16 protein-coding genes are annotated in these 15,688 nt (G+C 48.9%); 8 read left to right on the top strand and 8 right to left on the bottom strand.

Annotation, left to right across the window (positions count from 1 at the left end; genetic code table 11):
- Positions 1-6 precede the first annotated feature (6 nt).
- Positions 7-1,644, bottom strand: a complete 1,638-nt coding sequence (locus tag ABD836_RS15940; protein WP_344937884.1) for an alkaline phosphatase D family protein — start codon at positions 1,642-1,644, stop codon at positions 7-9.
- A 133-nt stretch (positions 1,645-1,777) separates the two neighbouring features.
- Between ABD836_RS15940 and ABD836_RS15935 the strand changes: the two genes are divergently transcribed.
- A complete protein-coding gene (locus tag ABD836_RS15935) occupies positions 1,778-2,224 on the top strand; it encodes a hypothetical protein (RefSeq protein WP_344937882.1) in 447 nt (148 codons plus the stop codon).
- A 7-nt stretch (positions 2,225-2,231) separates the two neighbouring features.
- Here ABD836_RS15935 and cobC read toward each other — a convergent pair whose 3' ends face one another.
- From cobC to cobU, 3 genes are all read right to left on the bottom strand, one after another.
- The gene (cobC, locus tag ABD836_RS15930) at positions 2,232-2,843 is read right to left on the bottom strand and encodes an alpha-ribazole phosphatase (protein WP_344937880.1); all 612 of its coding nucleotides are present in this window, start codon (positions 2,841-2,843) and stop codon (positions 2,232-2,234) included.
- Between the two features lie 35 nt (positions 2,844-2,878).
- Entirely contained in the window at positions 2,879-3,925 is a 1,047-nt protein-coding gene (cobT, locus tag ABD836_RS15925) for a nicotinate-nucleotide--dimethylbenzimidazole phosphoribosyltransferase (protein ID WP_344937878.1), read from the bottom strand.
- Positions 3,926-4,041: 116 nt separating this feature from the next.
- Complete coding sequence (cobU, locus tag ABD836_RS15920) at positions 4,042-4,593, bottom strand: bifunctional adenosylcobinamide kinase/adenosylcobinamide-phosphate guanylyltransferase (RefSeq protein WP_344937876.1); 552 nt, start codon at positions 4,591-4,593, stop codon at positions 4,042-4,044.
- Between the two features lie 61 nt (positions 4,594-4,654).
- Between cobU and ABD836_RS15915 the strand changes: the two genes are divergently transcribed.
- Positions 4,655-5,209 carry a cob(I)yrinic acid a,c-diamide adenosyltransferase gene (locus ABD836_RS15915; protein WP_344937874.1) on the top strand — a complete coding sequence of 185 codons (555 nt, stop codon included), beginning with the start codon at positions 4,655-4,657 and terminating at the stop codon, positions 5,207-5,209.
- Between the two features lie 147 nt (positions 5,210-5,356).
- On the opposite strand, the gene ABD836_RS15910 is transcribed toward ABD836_RS15915, so the two are convergent.
- The 4 genes from ABD836_RS15910 to ABD836_RS15895 all read right to left on the bottom strand — a co-directional run bounded on the left by ABD836_RS15910 (position 5,357) and on the right by ABD836_RS15895 (position 10,094).
- A complete protein-coding gene (locus ABD836_RS15910) occupies positions 5,357-6,238 on the bottom strand; it encodes an ROK family protein (protein WP_344937871.1) in 882 nt (293 codons plus the stop codon).
- A 12-nt stretch (positions 6,239-6,250) separates the two neighbouring features.
- Entirely contained in the window at positions 6,251-7,105 is an 855-nt protein-coding gene (gene ampE, locus ABD836_RS15905) for a regulatory signaling modulator protein AmpE (RefSeq protein ID WP_344937869.1), read from the bottom strand.
- Between the two features lie 3 nt (positions 7,106-7,108).
- Positions 7,109-7,657 (bottom strand): 1,6-anhydro-N-acetylmuramyl-L-alanine amidase AmpD, encoded by a 549-nt coding sequence (gene ampD / locus ABD836_RS15900; RefSeq protein WP_344937867.1) that lies wholly within the window; start codon positions 7,655-7,657, stop codon positions 7,109-7,111.
- Between the two features lie 118 nt (positions 7,658-7,775).
- Entirely contained in the window at positions 7,776-10,094 is a 2,319-nt protein-coding gene (locus ABD836_RS15895; RefSeq protein WP_344937865.1) for a DUF1631 domain-containing protein, read from the bottom strand.
- 253 nt (positions 10,095-10,347) lie between these two features.
- Between ABD836_RS15895 and nadC the strand changes: the two genes are divergently transcribed.
- The 6 genes from nadC to ABD836_RS19530 all read left to right on the top strand — a co-directional run bounded on the left by nadC (position 10,348) and on the right by ABD836_RS19530 (position 15,567).
- Complete coding sequence (nadC, locus tag ABD836_RS15890; RefSeq protein ID WP_344937863.1) at positions 10,348-11,190, top strand: carboxylating nicotinate-nucleotide diphosphorylase; 843 nt, start codon at positions 10,348-10,350, stop codon at positions 11,188-11,190.
- Positions 11,191-11,301: 111 nt separating this feature from the next.
- A complete protein-coding gene (locus ABD836_RS15885; RefSeq protein WP_344937861.1) occupies positions 11,302-12,606 on the top strand; it encodes a nucleotide sugar dehydrogenase in 1,305 nt (434 codons plus the stop codon).
- 12 nt (positions 12,607-12,618) lie between these two features.
- Positions 12,619-13,821: a glycosyltransferase gene (locus ABD836_RS15880; protein ID WP_344937859.1), complete on the top strand. Its 1,203-nt coding sequence runs from the start codon at positions 12,619-12,621 to the stop codon at positions 13,819-13,821.
- A 91-nt stretch (positions 13,822-13,912) separates the two neighbouring features.
- On the top strand, positions 13,913-14,590 hold the full coding sequence (locus ABD836_RS15875) for a sulfotransferase family protein (RefSeq protein WP_344937857.1): 678 nt from the start codon (positions 13,913-13,915) through the stop codon (positions 14,588-14,590).
- Positions 14,591-15,028: 438 nt separating this feature from the next.
- Positions 15,029-15,310 carry a transposase gene (locus ABD836_RS15870; RefSeq protein ID WP_344937855.1) on the top strand — a complete coding sequence of 94 codons (282 nt, stop codon included), beginning with the start codon at positions 15,029-15,031 and terminating at the stop codon, positions 15,308-15,310.
- A gap of 38 nt (positions 15,311-15,348) precedes the next feature.
- Positions 15,349-15,567 (top strand): IS3 family transposase, encoded by a 219-nt coding sequence (locus tag ABD836_RS19530; protein ID WP_425583045.1) that lies wholly within the window; start codon positions 15,349-15,351, stop codon positions 15,565-15,567.
- Positions 15,568-15,688 lie beyond the last annotated feature (121 nt).

Genomic DNA, 15,688 nt, shown 5'->3' with positions numbered 1-15,688 from the left:
TACGTTTCACACCTTAGGCCGAGACAGCGGCGTGTCTTCTTTCAAGCGGCTACTGCCGCTTTCGACAGCCAAACTTTTCACCTTGCTCAACTCCACCCCAGACTGTTCGGCAAGATCGATATTTTCCGCGTAATAAAATTCGGCCTGGGCACGCTGGTGCGTCACATCCATTAAAATGAAACCGTGGTTTTTCAGATCAGTGTATTTCATATGGGGATTAACCACCGGCAGGACCGCCGACACCAATTCTGCCGCACCGTCGGGAAAACCCGGTGAAGTCACACTAGGCGTGACAAACTCAACGCCCAGCGGTTCATCAAACACCCCCGAGGTGAGAATAGCACTGTTCTTGTAAAGCTCATTCGCCCAGCTGCTATGAATATCACCGGTTAACACGACCATATTTTTAATCGCATTCTCGTCGACAAAATCCAGTATTTCTTCGCGCTCGCTGGGGTAGCCGTCCCACTGATCCATATTCACGGCCACGAGCGGACTGAAATCATTCGTTGGTACACCGGGTAATAAGCGCTGAATTTCTAGCAATTGTAATTGTGCAAACATGACCTGCTGGCCTACTATCTTCCACGTGTTTTGCGCAGTAGCGAGCTTATTTTTAAACCACTCCTTTTGGGACTGACCAAGTAAATCGCGGGCGTCGGCACGGGCCGGATCAGCGGGATTATCGAGCTGTTTAATTCGCCCTTCAATGCGGGTATCCAGCATGACAAAGTCAGCTAAATCACCGTAACGGAAACTGCGATAAATACTGTCTTCGCTGGCCGTTGGCGGACGAATAGGCATCCATTCAAAGTAGGCCTGAATTGCCTGAGCCTTGCGGTCACTCCACTCACCTTCGCCTTCATTGTGGTTACTGGCACCATCCATATAGGAATTGTCGGCCGTCTCGTGATCATCCCACACCGCGATAAAGGGATGAATTTGATGCACGGCCTGAAGGTCGTCATCGCGGCGGTAATGGGCATAACGGCGCCGATAATCGTCCAGCACCAATATCTCGTGGCTCGGGTCGAGTAGACGGCCGCTGTTATCGCCGTACTCACCGTCACCGTATTCGTAGATGTAGTCACCCAAATGCAGTACAAAATCTAAATCGCTGCGATTCGCGATCATTCGGTATACCGAAAAATAGCCATGGGGATAGCTACTGCAAGAACAGACCGCAAAGCGCAAATGCTCGGCGTATTGCCCCGGCATCGGCAAGGTCAATGCGCGCCCAACAGCTGAACGCTGCTCGCCAACAGAAAAACGATACCAATAATGCTGCTCAGACAATAATCCCGCGGCATCGAACTTAACCGTATAGTCGCGTTCGGGGCCGGTGACGAAATTTTCGGCTAACACGATACTCGCAAATTCTGGATCTTCAGCAACTTCACACAGTACGTTAATGCTGCCGCTAAAGTCCTCGCCCGGGGTGACCCGTGTCCACAAAATTACGCGGTCATCTAATGGGTCGCCACTGGCAACGCCATGTAAAAATGATACTGACGGTGTTGCGCCGGGATTACCCGTTGCCGGATTGCTTGCCCTACTGGAATTGCTGTTGCTACCACAGGCTGTCAGAATTGGCACCGCAATAGATACAGTGCTCATCGCGCGGAGAAAATGGCGTCGGTTCACGTAATACTCACTCGTGCTGTCATCAAAAAGTAACGGCATGATAACGACGAGGTGTTACAGTTAAATTTCAGCCGTGAAATCGCGACGAGCTCGCAACCGCACACAACACAAACTAAGTAGAGAACGCATTTAAATGCTTAAAGCCTTGGCAATATTTTTTTGTGTGGCCCTGATCGGCTGCAGCAGCAAGCCCATTCCCTTTACAGAGTATATTGTGAGCAATTTGCTGCGCGACAATTTAATGGGGCTAGCCGAGCCGCCAATATTCAACATTGAAGAGATTATCATTACTGCGAGCCAACACAGCGGCGATCAAGGTCAAGCGACCGTTGATGTGCGCCTAAGCTTCCCTGAAGATTTCGACACCATTGTCAGCCTTCATAAACTAGAGGCCTTCAATATGGCCTATAAACAGTATCAAAGCAGCTTTGGTAAATTCGCCGCAGGCGAACAGCAGGTGCACCACGCCGAATATCAATTTCAGCGCCGCGACGGCAAGTGGTTTATTGTTGGGAGCCGGGCCTTGTCGCCGCCAGATATCGTTCCGGCAAAAACCAACGACGCTAAAGCAGCACCTTAGGCGCGACTTAGCTGTGCCTGCCAAGCTGCACCCACGGCGCCTTACCTTCTTGATGATAAACGCGAAAGCGACTTAAGCCCGCATAAGGCACGTTAATTCGCGTCATTGCGCCCATTGGCATACCCAAAAAATGGCACATCATTACCCGAATGACCGCGCCGTGGACCACCAGCAATACGGATTGCCCTTGATGGCCGTCGGCAATGGCATCTAACTCACTGGTAATACGCTGGCAAAAATCAGGCATGGCTTCACCATTCGGTGGGCTCGCTTCCGCTGGAGACTCCCAAAACTGACTCCATTCTTGCGGAAAGCGCTGCCTCGCCTCGGCGTGAGGCAGCCCTTCCCATTCGCCAAAGTGCATTTCGCGAAGGTCACTGCGCACCGTCAACGGCGCAGCTTTCTGCTCAGCTAACTCCTCGGCAAAGCGCTGGCAGCGTTGCAACGGTGAGCTCACAATATGATCCCAATGCACCTCGCCTAAACCGGCGACCTTATTCCGCATTTGCTGCCAGCCCAAGTCACTTAGTGCGACATCGGTACTACCACGAAATATCTCACCGCCTTCGCAGGCGCCGTGCCGCAGTAAATCGATTCGGGTTTCGGTGACCTTGCTCATTTATTATTTACCATTCACTGAGGGGTTATTTAGGATTAATCGTTGCCGCGACTCACACCAGCTTGCTCAAAACTGGCCATTTCAATTTGCAAACGACAGGCGGCCTGCATAATCGGGAATGCCAGCGCAGCGCCGGTGCCCTCGCCCAAACGCATATTCAATTGCAATAAGGGCTCAGCCTCTAGCTTATTCAATAAACGGCTGTGGCCAGGCTCTGCCGAACAGTGCGAGAAGAACAACCAAGGTCGGATCGAGGGGTTGATTTTTACCGCGGAAATAGCCGCCGCCGTGCAAATATACCCGTCAACCAAAACCACAATACCGCGCTGGGCTGCACGGATATAGGCGCCAGCCAAGGCATTAATTTCATAACCGCCAATGCGGCGCAATACTTCCACACCGTTTTTCATATGCGGTAAATGGCGGGACATGGCCCGAGTGACTACCGCCGCTTTTTTCGACAAGACCTGATCACTGATACCAGTGCCGCGGCCCACCATCGCCGTTGCCGACAGACGGGTATGCGCTACCGCCAATGCCGCCGCTGCGGTGCTATTGCCGATACCCATTTCGCCACCAATGAACACATCGATGTCGCCAGCTTGATCAATAATGTCCCGCCCCACCGCCAAAGCCTCTTCGCACTGTTCTAACGACATGGCTTCGGTAACGCACATATTCTGGGTGCCCGCGCCCACCCGCAAGTCCTGCACATTGGGCAGGTCTTCCAAGGCGTATACCGTGCCGACATTCACCACAGTAAAATCGATACCCATGGATTTAGCCAATACACTGATCGCTGCACCACCATTGGCAAAATTACGCACCATCTCCGAAGTAACGGTCTGTGGATAAGCTGAAACACTTTCCGTCGCCACACCGTGATCACCAGCAAATACGGCAATCAAGGCCTTATTTGCATGGGGCTCCAGCGTGCGCTGCATCGCCGACATTTGCACAGCAACATCTTCTAAGCGGCCTAAGGCGCCGCGTGGTTTGGTTAAACTATTTTGCCGGGCAATTGCCGCTGCGCGCATGTCTTCATCCGCGTCTGGCGCAGCTTCCTCGTACCAATGACTCATAAACCTATTCCCTTTTACTTATGCTATTCAGTGCCCTGCAAACCATTCGCCTTAAAGCAGCCTATGTCCATATAACTACCGTAAACGGAGGCTAGGCGACTGACTTCAGAATCACTTTAATTTTTTAAGACTTGCTCTAAGCCCGCGGTAACGAAGACGACCCTATCTGCTATTGCCGCAATGTCTTGATGCAAGCGTCCGGATTCGTCAACAAATCGGCGAGTCAATGTACCCAAGGGCACAATGCCCTGCCCCACTTCATTGCTAACTAAAACAATATGGCCGGGCGCCGCGGCTATGGTATGCAAGAATTGTCCCTTCACCATTTGCCAGCTGTCATCGTCTTCTTTGGCCAGCCAATTACTCAGCCACAAGGTTAAACAATCGACCAAAATAGCGGTTTGCGGTGAAGCGTACTGTTTTATCGCTGTCGACAATTCCTCTGGCGCTTCTACAGTACGCCAATCATCCGCTGCGCGCTGCTGTTGATGATGACTGATTCGCGCCGCCATTTCCGCATCACCAGCGGTCGCCGTGGCTAGGTAAATTCGCTGTGAAGTAGGCTCGCACAACCGCTGCTCCGCCAAACGGCTTTTACCTGAGCGTGCACCGCCTAAATACAATTCCAGCACCAGAACACCCCATAAAAACGCCGAGACTGCCACCATTTAACGATCTGACGTATAGTAAACCGCTTATTCTACAAGACTGCGCGACATTGAGGGAAATATGGGACATCGATTATCAAAGATTTACACGCGAACCGGCGATGACGGTACCACCGGACTCGGCGATGGCTCGCGAATCCACAAAGATCACTGCCGCATGGAAGGTATCGGCACCATTGACGAGGTAAATTCTTTTATCGGCTTACTCATGGCAGAATTAAATTCAACGGACCCCTACTTGCCGCTACTCGCCCGTATTCAGCATGATTTATTTGACTTAGGCGGCGAACTCGCCGTACCTGGCTACACCATGATCAGCCCCGAGCGAATTGACGAGTTAGAGGCCAGCCTCGACGAATTAAATGCCGACCTACCGCCCCTAAAAAACTTTATTCTACCCGGTGGCAGCAAAGCCGCGGCCCTCTGCCATATGGCGCGCTCAGTATGCCGCCGCGCGGAACGCTGCTTAGTCGCCTTGAGTAAAACTGACGAAGTTAACGCCACAGGACGTAAATACTTGAATCGCTTATCAGACTTTTTGTTTGTTATGGCGCGATTATTGGCCCTCCGCGACGGAGGCCAGGAAGTGTTGTGGGTACAAGCAGATAAACGCTGAAAACAGCTGACATCGGGCATCTAACGCCGAAGGAACTGTCTAGTGCGACGTGTAGATTTAGGCTTTGTAGCAAAATGGGCTCCTGCCTGCGCAGGAGCGACAAGAGACAAATAAAGCATTATTAAGGCCGAACCAATTCTGATCCGCTTAATTATCCCAAAGCCACGCCGCGCCACGCACGCCGCTGCTGTCTCCGTATTTTGCAGGCAGTAATTGGGTCACACATTCGTCGCTAAAAACGTAGTCATTCCAATGCAGGGGAACAGCTTCGTAAAGCATCTTAATATTAGACAAGCCGCCACCAAGAACTATGATGGCAGGGTCAACAATATTAATCACAACCGCAAGTGCAGATGCGAGTTGCTTACAGTAAATATCGAATACCGACTTAGCCAGTGCTTCATCGCCAGTCGCGCGCTCGACAATCTCAGGAACAGATAAAGCACCACCACCTGCGTTGCTATAACTACGAACCAAACCGGCGCCACAGAGATACGTTTCAATACAATCTTGCCGACCACAATAACAACGCCGCCCCTCTTTGAAATTCGGCAGTGGCGTATGCCCCCATTCACCAGCAATGCCATTAACACCATTTAGCACACGTTTATTAACAACTAAGCCGCCACCAACACCGGTACCAAGGATGACGCCAAACACCACATCGGCGCTTTCGCCCGCGCCGTCGACTGCCTCGGATAGCGCGAAACAATTCGCGTCGTTGCTAAAGCGTACGCTTCTCACTAAGCGGGCACTCAAATCATCGCGTAAGCTTTTGCCGTTTATACACTCGGTGTTGCTATTCTTGATACGCCGAGTCACTGCTGATTCCGCACCCGGCCCGCCGACACCAACGCTGACTCGTCCACCGACCGTAGCTTCAAGCCGAAAAACCAAGTCGGCGATAGCGTCAATAATTGCAGGGTAACTCCGAGGAGTGGCTACTCGCTCTTTGGCAAGCACGGCACCCTCTGAAGACATCACCACGCCTTCAATTTTAGTGCCGCCGAGATCTATTCCTAACTTCATCTTTAGCCTTATTTACACCAACTGCAATATCGCCACCACGCACACCCAACACAGTAGGCTGCGCGACAGCAGTAGCTGCACCGCGGTGAGTTCATCTGCCGCCGACTTCACGAATTGCTCGCCATCTATTTGGCCATCGGGAATATAGATCGGCAGGGATTTCATGCCGATATCGTCCAGCACATCAGCACTAGGCTGGTCGCCGCTCATATGCTGCCGCCAAACGCCAATGCAGGTATCGAAGTTGGCAACAATCGCAAAGGCTAAACCGAGCAGTCGCACGGGTGCCCACTCCAAATAAAATAAGGCATTTGCCGCTGCATCCCGATCTTCCTGGGGTAGACGTGAACTTGCCGCCAACATAAATAATAGCCGATACGCCAATGCGCCAGTCGGGCCCAACAGTACAAACCAAAACACCACGGCAAACCAGCGCTCAAAGCCTTGATAAAAAATAGCCTTGCGCACGCTATGGTGCAGCTGCGAAGCATTATCCACACCGCTGTCGCAAAGTTCGGGGTTAAAGCTCCGGCCATGCTGGTAGGCGCCCTCTAGGTCACCACGCTGCCAACTGTTTAAATACAGCTTTAGATGTATTTGAAAATCGCCCCTACCTAAGCTATAGAGCAATATCGCCACGCTCAATATAAATAAAGGCAAACCGAACAACAGCGGGCTTATTAGCCACAAAACTGCAAAAACAGAAATGACCGGCAGCGCAAAAACGACAAGTAAGCGCAGGCTCTTGACTGGGATCTTTAACGCAAGCGCCTGAAGGTGCTCAAACCACTCATCTCTTTGGACCACACCACCACTGCCCCAGAACTGCACCGCCGCCCAGGCAATTAAAATTGCAAAAAAATCCATGTTTTACACCAATGCGTTTTTAAAATAGGTCCAGTCGAAAGCCGCACCGGGATCGGTTTTACGCCCCGGTGCGATGTCATTATGCCCCACGACACGGTCCACCGTAATTGCAGGATAAGTGCGGCGCAGGGTTTGGCTAATGGCAATTAAGACACGGTACTGTGCTTGGGTATAGGCAATTTCGTCACAACCTTCAAGCTCGATACCAATACTGAAGTCATTGCAGTTCTCACGACCATCAAATTGCGAAACCCCAGCGTGCCATGCGCGATCAGCGAATGACACAAATTGACTAACGGCTCCGCTGCGATCAATAAGTAAATGCGCAGAAACATTTAGCTCGCGAAGATCGTCAAAACTCTCGTGAGCGTCGCAATCAAGGCAATTAGCAAACAAATCATGGATGTAGCCACCGCCGAACTGACCGGCAGGCAAGCTAATATTGTGGATAACCAAAAGACTCACCTCGGCACTGGGTGGCCGGGCATTGAAATTAAGTGATGGGTGTTTGGCTGCAGGCGTCAGCCAGCCAGCCGAATCGATGAAGTACATGCCACTTCCGCGTGCGTTGCTGCTAGGGATTGGGCCAAGATTACACGGGATGCAGTGGGACTGTAAAACTTTGCGTTAAATTGGCAAAACACCAAATGGCAACTAACTCACTAAGCTCTTACAGCGGCTTATCTTTCATATCGCGCAAATTACTGATCACCGACTCTAGCGCACGATCAAATTGGCGGTCTTCATCAATTAGCAGAACCGTGTTTTGGTGAAGGGCTACAGTCAGTTCATCGCGATCGAATTCCGCAACTTTAATGCCAGATCGATTTACGAAAATATAACGACCGATGCCATTAATCACCGCAGCTAGGCGGCAACGCAGCATTCTGCCGTCTTCTTGACGCAAATCAACCCAGTTACCCACGCGCAGCGACGTTAATCGCGCTGCAAGTTGCTCTGCAAGCTCGGCACTAAGTGGTTCTGGTTCTGACTGCGGCGCGGCTGGCGCTTCTTGTTCAGCCACTGGATCGCTTGCAGTGCTTTCAGCAATATCAAGGTCATCACCGTCCGCGCCAAAGCTTTCCTCGAGTACCGCATCTAAAGAGGCAATGTCAGATTCTACTTCCACAGCCTGCTTTGGCGCTTCCGGCGCCGGCGCAACGTCTTTGCGGCTAAGTTTGGCGAGGTGTAAACGTTCCAGTTGATCAAACCACTGGCCTATCTCAAAGCTATTCAGCGATACCCGATTAAAGCCCAATCGCAGGGTTTCAACTAATAACGGCAAGGCAGAAATTAATTCATTGCGATGCCCTGGGTCAGTCGAGGGCTGCACACTCCACAACAAACGATCAATCAGGCCCGCGTCTTCAGCAAATCGCTCACTGTTTCGGCCATGCTGAATATAGCTAAGGAATAAAACCTTGCTCCAGCCAAGCTGTAAAATTTTGCTCAACACCGGCGGGCAATCGACCCCAGCTAAGCGCGACTCAAGAATACCGGCAATATGCATGCGCGCGGCGTCGGCAGCAGCTTTACCATCTTCAGTATCAACGGTACGCTGAGCCACTAATTCTGCGCGGCGCTTCGCTTTTTCATTGAAGGCGAGGAATTCTTCGTAGGCATCGACAAACACTTGAGTGTCTACGCCAAAATCACGCAACACTCGCATAACGACTTTTTCAATTTCGCGGTACAGCGGATCTTTATCGACGCCCGCCACTGGCGACCAGCCAATACCGGCACTGACCAAAGAGCTAAGCAATTTACGCGCAGGGTGATCTTCGTGACCAAAAAAGCCCTTGTCGAGCATCGCCATTTTCAAGACAGGGATTTGCAAGCGAGCGATTAGGTCTTTTAATGGCTCCGCTAAGCTATCGCCTTCCAAAATGCACTGAAATAAAGCGCCAATATAATTGATAGTGTCTTGATCACGCTGAAAACTCAGCGCCGAGGCGTCGCTTGTTGCAACCCGGATTACCTGCGATAAACGCGCAAGCAGTTTTTCAGCGATCGCATTAAAATCAACGCCATCGCCACCAGTGACGGAAACCCGCACATTAAAATGAGCGAACTGCTCATTTTGCATATCTTGTAAAGCGACCATAAACGAGGGCTTAGAAACCGCGGCTTTTGAAGCATCTAGCTCGGCGTCATTGGCGCTAAGCATGGTATCGAAGGCATCAAATAACTGGGTAACCATCTCAGATGATTGCGAGCTCTCAGCCACGGGGGCTTCGCTACTCAGCTCGGCAGCGCCGCTCGTCTCATCGTCTGCGGGTGTTCTCGCTGCGGGAGTCGGATTACCACTCAGCAGTGCCACCGGCATGCCCTGAGCCTCAAGGACCGGGGTTAAAACCTTATAAAGCTCGCCAAAGGCACTGATTATTTTGGTATCAAAGAGCTTAAACAAGACTAGCCGTGCTTTGATGTCGATATCTAAATTGCGACAAGAGGCGCCAAGTGCTTCGGCAATTTTAGCTGGCCCCAAAGGCAATTCTTTAGCGGCTAGCACTGGGCCATTACTGGCCTGCTGCCAAGCAGTACACAGTACCCAAATTTCTTGCAAATAGCGCCGCTCGGCCTTTTTCGCCATGCCCTCTAGCGCAACCAACTCTTCGAGCGCCTCAGACTCCAGCAAGCGAAGCTTAGCCTGACCGCTTTCCAGCGCATTGGTTTTTTGGCCACCGCTGCTTAAAAGATAAAAGCCTTGACCAAATGATTCTGCAAAACCAACTTCAATTGCCTGTCGATTTACCCGTATTTCACGCATCGCGTCAAAATACACATGCTGCTCACGGGCATTGCTGGCCTCATCCGCCAGCTCAAACAAAGCATCATCTACATCATCCAGTAAACCACACAAGCGATCATTCAAATGCAAGGTACACTTATCGCGAAGTGCGGCTATTGCCACCGGCAAGGTCGCGCCAGTCGACACCGGCTCTCGCCGCGACTGCAAATCCACTACCTTAGATGATTGGTCTACCATAATAATTTCGTCAAAACTCTGATTTAAGCGTTAGAAATATAAAGCGTAAGCCACTGAACTGTCGAGCAAAAGTACAACAATGACTCAATATTCACATGAATGACATAGTTATACGGCAATTAACCCCTCAGTCACCACCGTTACAACTACTTACTAGCCAGCCGAAAACCGCGTAAAAATAGTCAGGCCAAGCCATGTACTGATAGAATAGCGGCGCTCTGAATTACTACAACAATTGTGCCGGAAATCCACTATGCAGCCCTCTACCCAACTACAGCGCGACATCACGGAAACCGTGGCTTTCGCCCTAAAAGAAGACATCGGTAGCGGCGACATCACCGCCCAACTTATACCACTCAACCAGACCGCGAAAGCACGAATCATAACCCGCGAAAAGGCCGTGATTTGCGGCGTAGAATGGGTGAACGAGGTATTTCGCCAAATTGATACCTCCGTCACAATTTCCTGGCATGTCGCCGACGGCGACCACGTAAAACCCGAGCAATTGCTTTTTGAGCTCGAAGGCTCGGCCCGCTCCCTGCTAACCGGCGAGCGCACCGCCCTCAATTTCCTCCAGCTACTCTCGGGTACCGCAACAATCTGTAAAAGCTACGCTGATATCGTCGCCCACACCCAAGTGCGCCTGCTCGATACCCGCAAAACCATACCCGGCCTGCGTACCGCGCAAAAATACGCCGTTACCTGCGGCGGCTGCCACAACCACCGCATTGGCCTTTACGATGCATTCCTCATCAAAGAGAACCACATTGCCGCCTGCGGTGGCATAGCCGCCGCCATCAGCGCCGCACGCGAAATCGCCCCCGGCAAACCAGTGGAAGTAGAAGTAGAAAACCTAGCTGAGTTAGAAATTGCACTGACAGGCGAAGCCGACATCATCATGTTAGACAACTTCAGCCTGGCCGACATGAAAACCGGCGTCGCACTTACTGCAGGAAGAGCCAAGCTTGAAGCATCTGGCAATGTCGATACTACAACCTTGGCAGGCATTGCCGAGACAGGCGTGGATTACATTTCGATAGGCGCACTGACTAAGCACGCCAAGGCGGTGGATTTATCTATGCGGTTTAGCAGCTAAACAGGGTATAGACAGCGAGTCATCGCGCAAGCAATACTACAAAATGAAAACAAGTAACGAGCAAGCGATTGAAAAATGCTTGCTCTTTTACGCAAACACGTCGGAAGCCTCATGCCCGCAAGTAATATCATCGCCCGAATAGACAATAAAAGCGCAGTAATCGGGGTGTTCGGTTTAGGCTATGTCGGCTTACCACTTGCACTATGCTTTGCAGAAGCAGACTTTAGCGTTATCGGTTTCGATACCGATCCCGCAAAAGCCGCCGCGATTAGCGAAGGTACAAGCTATTTAAACCATATTAGTCATGCCAGAGTCCAAGCCGCGACAGCAGCTAATTTCAGCGCCACTTCGGATTACAGCAAAGCATCAGTACTCGACGCCATTATCATTTGCGTACCCACACCACTGAATAAATACCGTGAGCCCGACCTTAGCTACGTTACCGACACCGTCACCAATTTACTGCCGTACCTGAAAGCCGACCAACTCCTATCGCTAGAAAGCACCAGCTATCCAGGTACTACTGAAGAACTAATACGACCGCTCATCGAATCCAAAGGTTTCATCATTGGTGAAGACTATTTCCTCGTCTACTCACCCGAACGAGAAGACCCCGGTAACGCCCAATACTCTACCCGCACCATACCCAAGGTATGCGGCGGCACCACCCAAACCTGCCTAAGAGTCGGCACAGCCCTATACCAAAGCATTATTGAAACCATCGTGCCGGTGAGCTCAACCCAAACGGCGGAAATGACCAAGCTCCTAGAAAACATCTACCGCGCAGTGAATATCGGCTTAGTCAATGAAATGAAAATTGTCGCCGATAAAATGAGCATTAACATTCACGAAGTCATTGACGCCGCCGCAACCAAACCCTTTGGCTTCACCAAATTCACCCCCGGCCCCGGCCTTGGCGGCCATTGTATTCCTATCGACCCTTTCTACTTAACGTGGAAGGCACGGGAATACGGGATTCATACCCGTTTTATCGAGTTGGCTGGTGAAGTAAACCGAGCAATGCCCGAGTGGGTGGTGCAAAAAGCCGCGGACGCACTTAACGAACACGGCAAAGCGGTTAAGGGCAGCAAAATACTGATTTTAGGCTTGGCTTACAAAAAGAATGTTAGTGATTCACGGGAAGCGCCTGCGGTTGAGATTGTTGACCTACTGAAAAAGAAAGGTGCACTGGTTGATTACTCCGATCCTTATATTCCAAAATTCCCGAAGAAGCGGGATTACCGCTTCGAAATGAACTCAGTCGAACTAAGTGTACACGCAGTGAAATCCTTTGATTGTGTGATTTTAGTTACCGATCACGATGATTTTGATTACACTAAAATTGAACATCATGCCCAACTAATTATAGATACAAGAAATCGTTTTAATGACCGTAAAAATGTAATACAAGGTTAAATAGAAACCCTCATGAAAAAGAAAAAGCTCTTAGTTTTAAGCTCAACGTATCCCCGCTGGGACAACGACTGGGAGCCAGCGTTTGTACATGAACTTTCAAAACGCCTTACCGATGAATTCGATGTATCGGTGCTATGCCCCCGAGAAAAGGGAAGTAAATCCAAAGAATTAAAAGATCAAGTAAGTATACACCGCTACAGCTACGCACCTAACTTACTATCTACACTTGTTTCTAATGGCGGTATTGCATCCAATTTAAAAAGCCATCCACTTAAGTGGCTGTTAGTACCCCTTTTCTTTCTATTTCAAACTTTAGCGATTTTAACTGCCATAAAACGAGACAAACCTGACGTAATTCATTGCCATTGGATTATCCCTCAAGGTATATGCTTATATATCGCAAAATTACTATCTCGCTCCAAAACACCTCACCTATTAACGTCGCATGGTGGCGATCTATACACATTCCGAGGCAAGCTTCTCAGCAAGCTCAAAAAGCGAGTTATCAATAACGCAGACTGTATAACCGTAGTTAGTCAGGCTATGAAAAAGGAAGTGAATCGAATAGCTGGACAAGAAGTAGATATCAGTGTAATACCAATGGGAATCGAGACAAAGAACACCTTTTACCCTGATCCAAATATAGAACGTTCGAAAACAGAAATACTTTTTGTAGGTAGACTAGTAGAGAAGAAAGGAGTCAAATACCTTCTCGAAGCTTTTGCAGTGATTTCACAAACTCTCCCAGATGCATCCTTAACAATTATTGGCGAGGGCCCCGAAAGAACAAACCTAGAGACACTAGCGCATACCCTCAGGATAAAAGAAAAAGTACGGTTCAAAGGGGCTGTAGTAAACAAAGAATTACCAAACTACTATAGACGAGCAGCTGTATTTGTAGCCCCGTTTATAACCGCTAAAAATGGAGATCAAGAAGGATTCGGCCTGGTAGTCGTCGAGGCATTGAGCTGTGAATGTCCAGTAATTTTAACAACTATCGAAGCAAGCGAGGACACTAGAACTATTTATAGTAACAGTGACCAGCTTATCCCAATAACACCCGAATCTTCTTCAGAAATGGCTAAAGCATTCACACACGTCCTGACAAGAGAACAGAGTAGCATTATAAAAAACCACACGGATAAAATAAGAGATACGCTGGATTGGGTTCAAATATCTCGAAGATACATGACCTTACTAAAAATGAGTATTTAAATGCGTGCTAGTACCCATTAGTATCAAACAAGAAGGACGCGCAAAAGCTCGCTTGTTCTTGAGACGTTAGAAAACTAGCAGGCAGAAAAAAATGATATCAGATAAATACAAATGTATGTTTGTACATATACCAAAAGTGGCAGGCCAAAGTATAGAACATTTTTTCCTAAATCATCACAATTTATCCTGGGAGGAAAGAGCTCCTTTAATTCTAGAATACAATCCTGACCCAACTAAAGGCCCAGAAAGACTAGCCCACCTCACTGCAAGCGAATTTTTAGACTGCGGTTATCTATCGAAAAGTGAATTTAATAATTACTATAAATTTTCATTTGTGAGAAACCCCTGGGCTCGAATTGTCTCCGAATTTAATTATCGAAATCATCATAAAAACATATCCTTTAAAGAGTTCATTACGAAGAGCCTTCCAGATAAGAATAATTACTCAGACGCCTACCGTCACGTAATGCCACAATATAACTTTTTACATGATGATAAAGGCAATCTTCTTGTGGATTTCATTGGTAGATTTGAAAATTTACAGGATGATTTTGACTTTATTGGCCGTCAACTGGGCTTCAACAGAACACTTTTACCACACATTAATTCTTCAAAAAAATACTCATTGAAAGATAGGCTTAATATCTTTAAGAACACTAAAACTGAGAAACGCAATCATTATACCGAATACTATGATCTGGAAACCCGAAAGATAGTTGAGAATATGTATTCAAAAGACATTGAAACATTTGGTTATCAATTTAATTAAAGTCTTCAAATCAGCCGAGGATCTCTAGCCCCCACCACATCCTGCATACTGATCCGAGCAAAGCGTTTCACTAAGAATTGCAAAGTTTGACCCAACCACCGCACAATTCATAAAGGCCCTGATATTATAAGTACGCATTAGATAATTCTTGATTAATCACAGGCGTTTTGGAACTTCGCAGCGGGCCTGTAGTGGACAAACCGTCAACGGATTATCTGGCACACATCCGACCTGACAAGCCAACTCAGAATACATATATCAATCGATTTACCCGCACACCTAGTATTGTAGTGGCATAGTGAATTTGGCCACCTGATTAGAGGTGATATGATCACCTCTAATCAGGTGATCAATGAGCAATCGCACAAGACCGACTTTTTGAATAGTCCCTATCACTGTAGACACTCCGCATGGTAAAAATGAACCATCGGAGGAAGTATGAATCAACGTCGCAAATTTACTGAAGACTTTAAGCAAGAGGCAGCCGCTCAAGTCATTGAGCGTGGCTACCCCATTAAGGAAGTCGCCAATCATTTAGGTATTTCGGATAAGACACTATACAACTGGGTCAACCGTTTTAGGGTGCCTAGTAATGAGCGTGATGCCCAAGATGATCTCACCGCGGAGAACCGGCGCCTCCGAGCAGAGTTGCGTCGGATGACGGAAGAACGGGATATTTTAAAAAAGGCAACGGCATACTTCGCAAGGGAGTCAGAATAAAGTATACCTTTATCAAAGTTAACTGCCAGTATTACGCGGTGCGTACCTTGTGTCGCGCACTGCGTATCGAGCGCAGTGGCTATTATGCTTGGCTCAAAACCCCAAAATCTCATCGTACTCGCAGTAACGACAAGCTGACATCAACACTTAAGCAGCTGTGGATGGAGAGTGGCTGTGTTTATGGTTACCGTAAACTGCATGCTGACCTTCAGGAGATGGGAGTTGATTGCAGTCCTAACAAGGTTGCAAGGTGTTGATTTGCATTTAAAACTGACCCAGGATTTGCATCTAAAATTGACCCACCCTGATGGCCAGATTATGGCCTAGATTTTACTTCTTTGCTGCCTTCAATTCCTCCTGTTGCGTTGTTGAGTGTTT

The organism is Zhongshania borealis, assembly GCF_039539625.1.
GTDB lineage: Bacteria > Pseudomonadota > Gammaproteobacteria > Pseudomonadales > Spongiibacteraceae > Spongiibacter > Spongiibacter borealis.
The sequence above is the reverse complement of the archived record's forward strand: the minus strand, read 5'-3'. Positions and strand labels throughout refer to the sequence as shown.

Bases quoted from the DNA above. Each gene is read 5' to 3' on its own strand.
- ABD836_RS15935 (WP_344937882.1), top strand. From the start codon at position 1,778: ATGCTTAAAGCCTTGGCAATATTTTTTTGTGTGGCCCTGATCGGCTGC.
- ABD836_RS15885 (WP_344937861.1), top strand. From the start codon at position 11,302: ATGCCCGCAAGTAATATCATCGCCCGAATAGACAATAAAAGCGCAGTA.
- ABD836_RS15875 (WP_344937857.1), top strand. From the start codon at position 13,913: ATGATATCAGATAAATACAAATGTATGTTTGTACATATACCAAAAGTG.
- ABD836_RS15895 (WP_344937865.1), bottom strand. From the start codon at position 10,094: ATGGTAGACCAATCATCTAAGGTAGTGGATTTGCAGTCGCGGCGAGAG.
- cobC (WP_344937880.1), bottom strand. From the start codon at position 2,843: ATGAGCAAGGTCACCGAAACCCGAATCGATTTACTGCGGCACGGCGCC.
- ABD836_RS15870 (WP_344937855.1), top strand. From the start codon at position 15,029: ATGAATCAACGTCGCAAATTTACTGAAGACTTTAAGCAAGAGGCAGCC.
- ampE (WP_344937869.1), bottom strand. From the start codon at position 7,105: ATGGATTTTTTTGCAATTTTAATTGCCTGGGCGGCGGTGCAGTTCTGG.
- ampD (WP_344937867.1), bottom strand. From the start codon at position 7,657: ATGTACTTCATCGATTCGGCTGGCTGGCTGACGCCTGCAGCCAAACAC.
- cobT (WP_344937878.1), bottom strand. From the start codon at position 3,925: ATGAGTCATTGGTACGAGGAAGCTGCGCCAGACGCGGATGAAGACATG.
- cobU (WP_344937876.1), bottom strand. From the start codon at position 4,593: ATGGTGGCAGTCTCGGCGTTTTTATGGGGTGTTCTGGTGCTGGAATTG.
- ABD836_RS15910 (WP_344937871.1), bottom strand. From the start codon at position 6,238: ATGAAGTTAGGAATAGATCTCGGCGGCACTAAAATTGAAGGCGTGGTG.
- ABD836_RS15880 (WP_344937859.1), top strand. From the start codon at position 12,619: ATGAAAAAGAAAAAGCTCTTAGTTTTAAGCTCAACGTATCCCCGCTGG.
- ABD836_RS15915 (WP_344937874.1), top strand. From the start codon at position 4,655: ATGGGACATCGATTATCAAAGATTTACACGCGAACCGGCGATGACGGT.
- nadC (WP_344937863.1), top strand. From the start codon at position 10,348: ATGCAGCCCTCTACCCAACTACAGCGCGACATCACGGAAACCGTGGCT.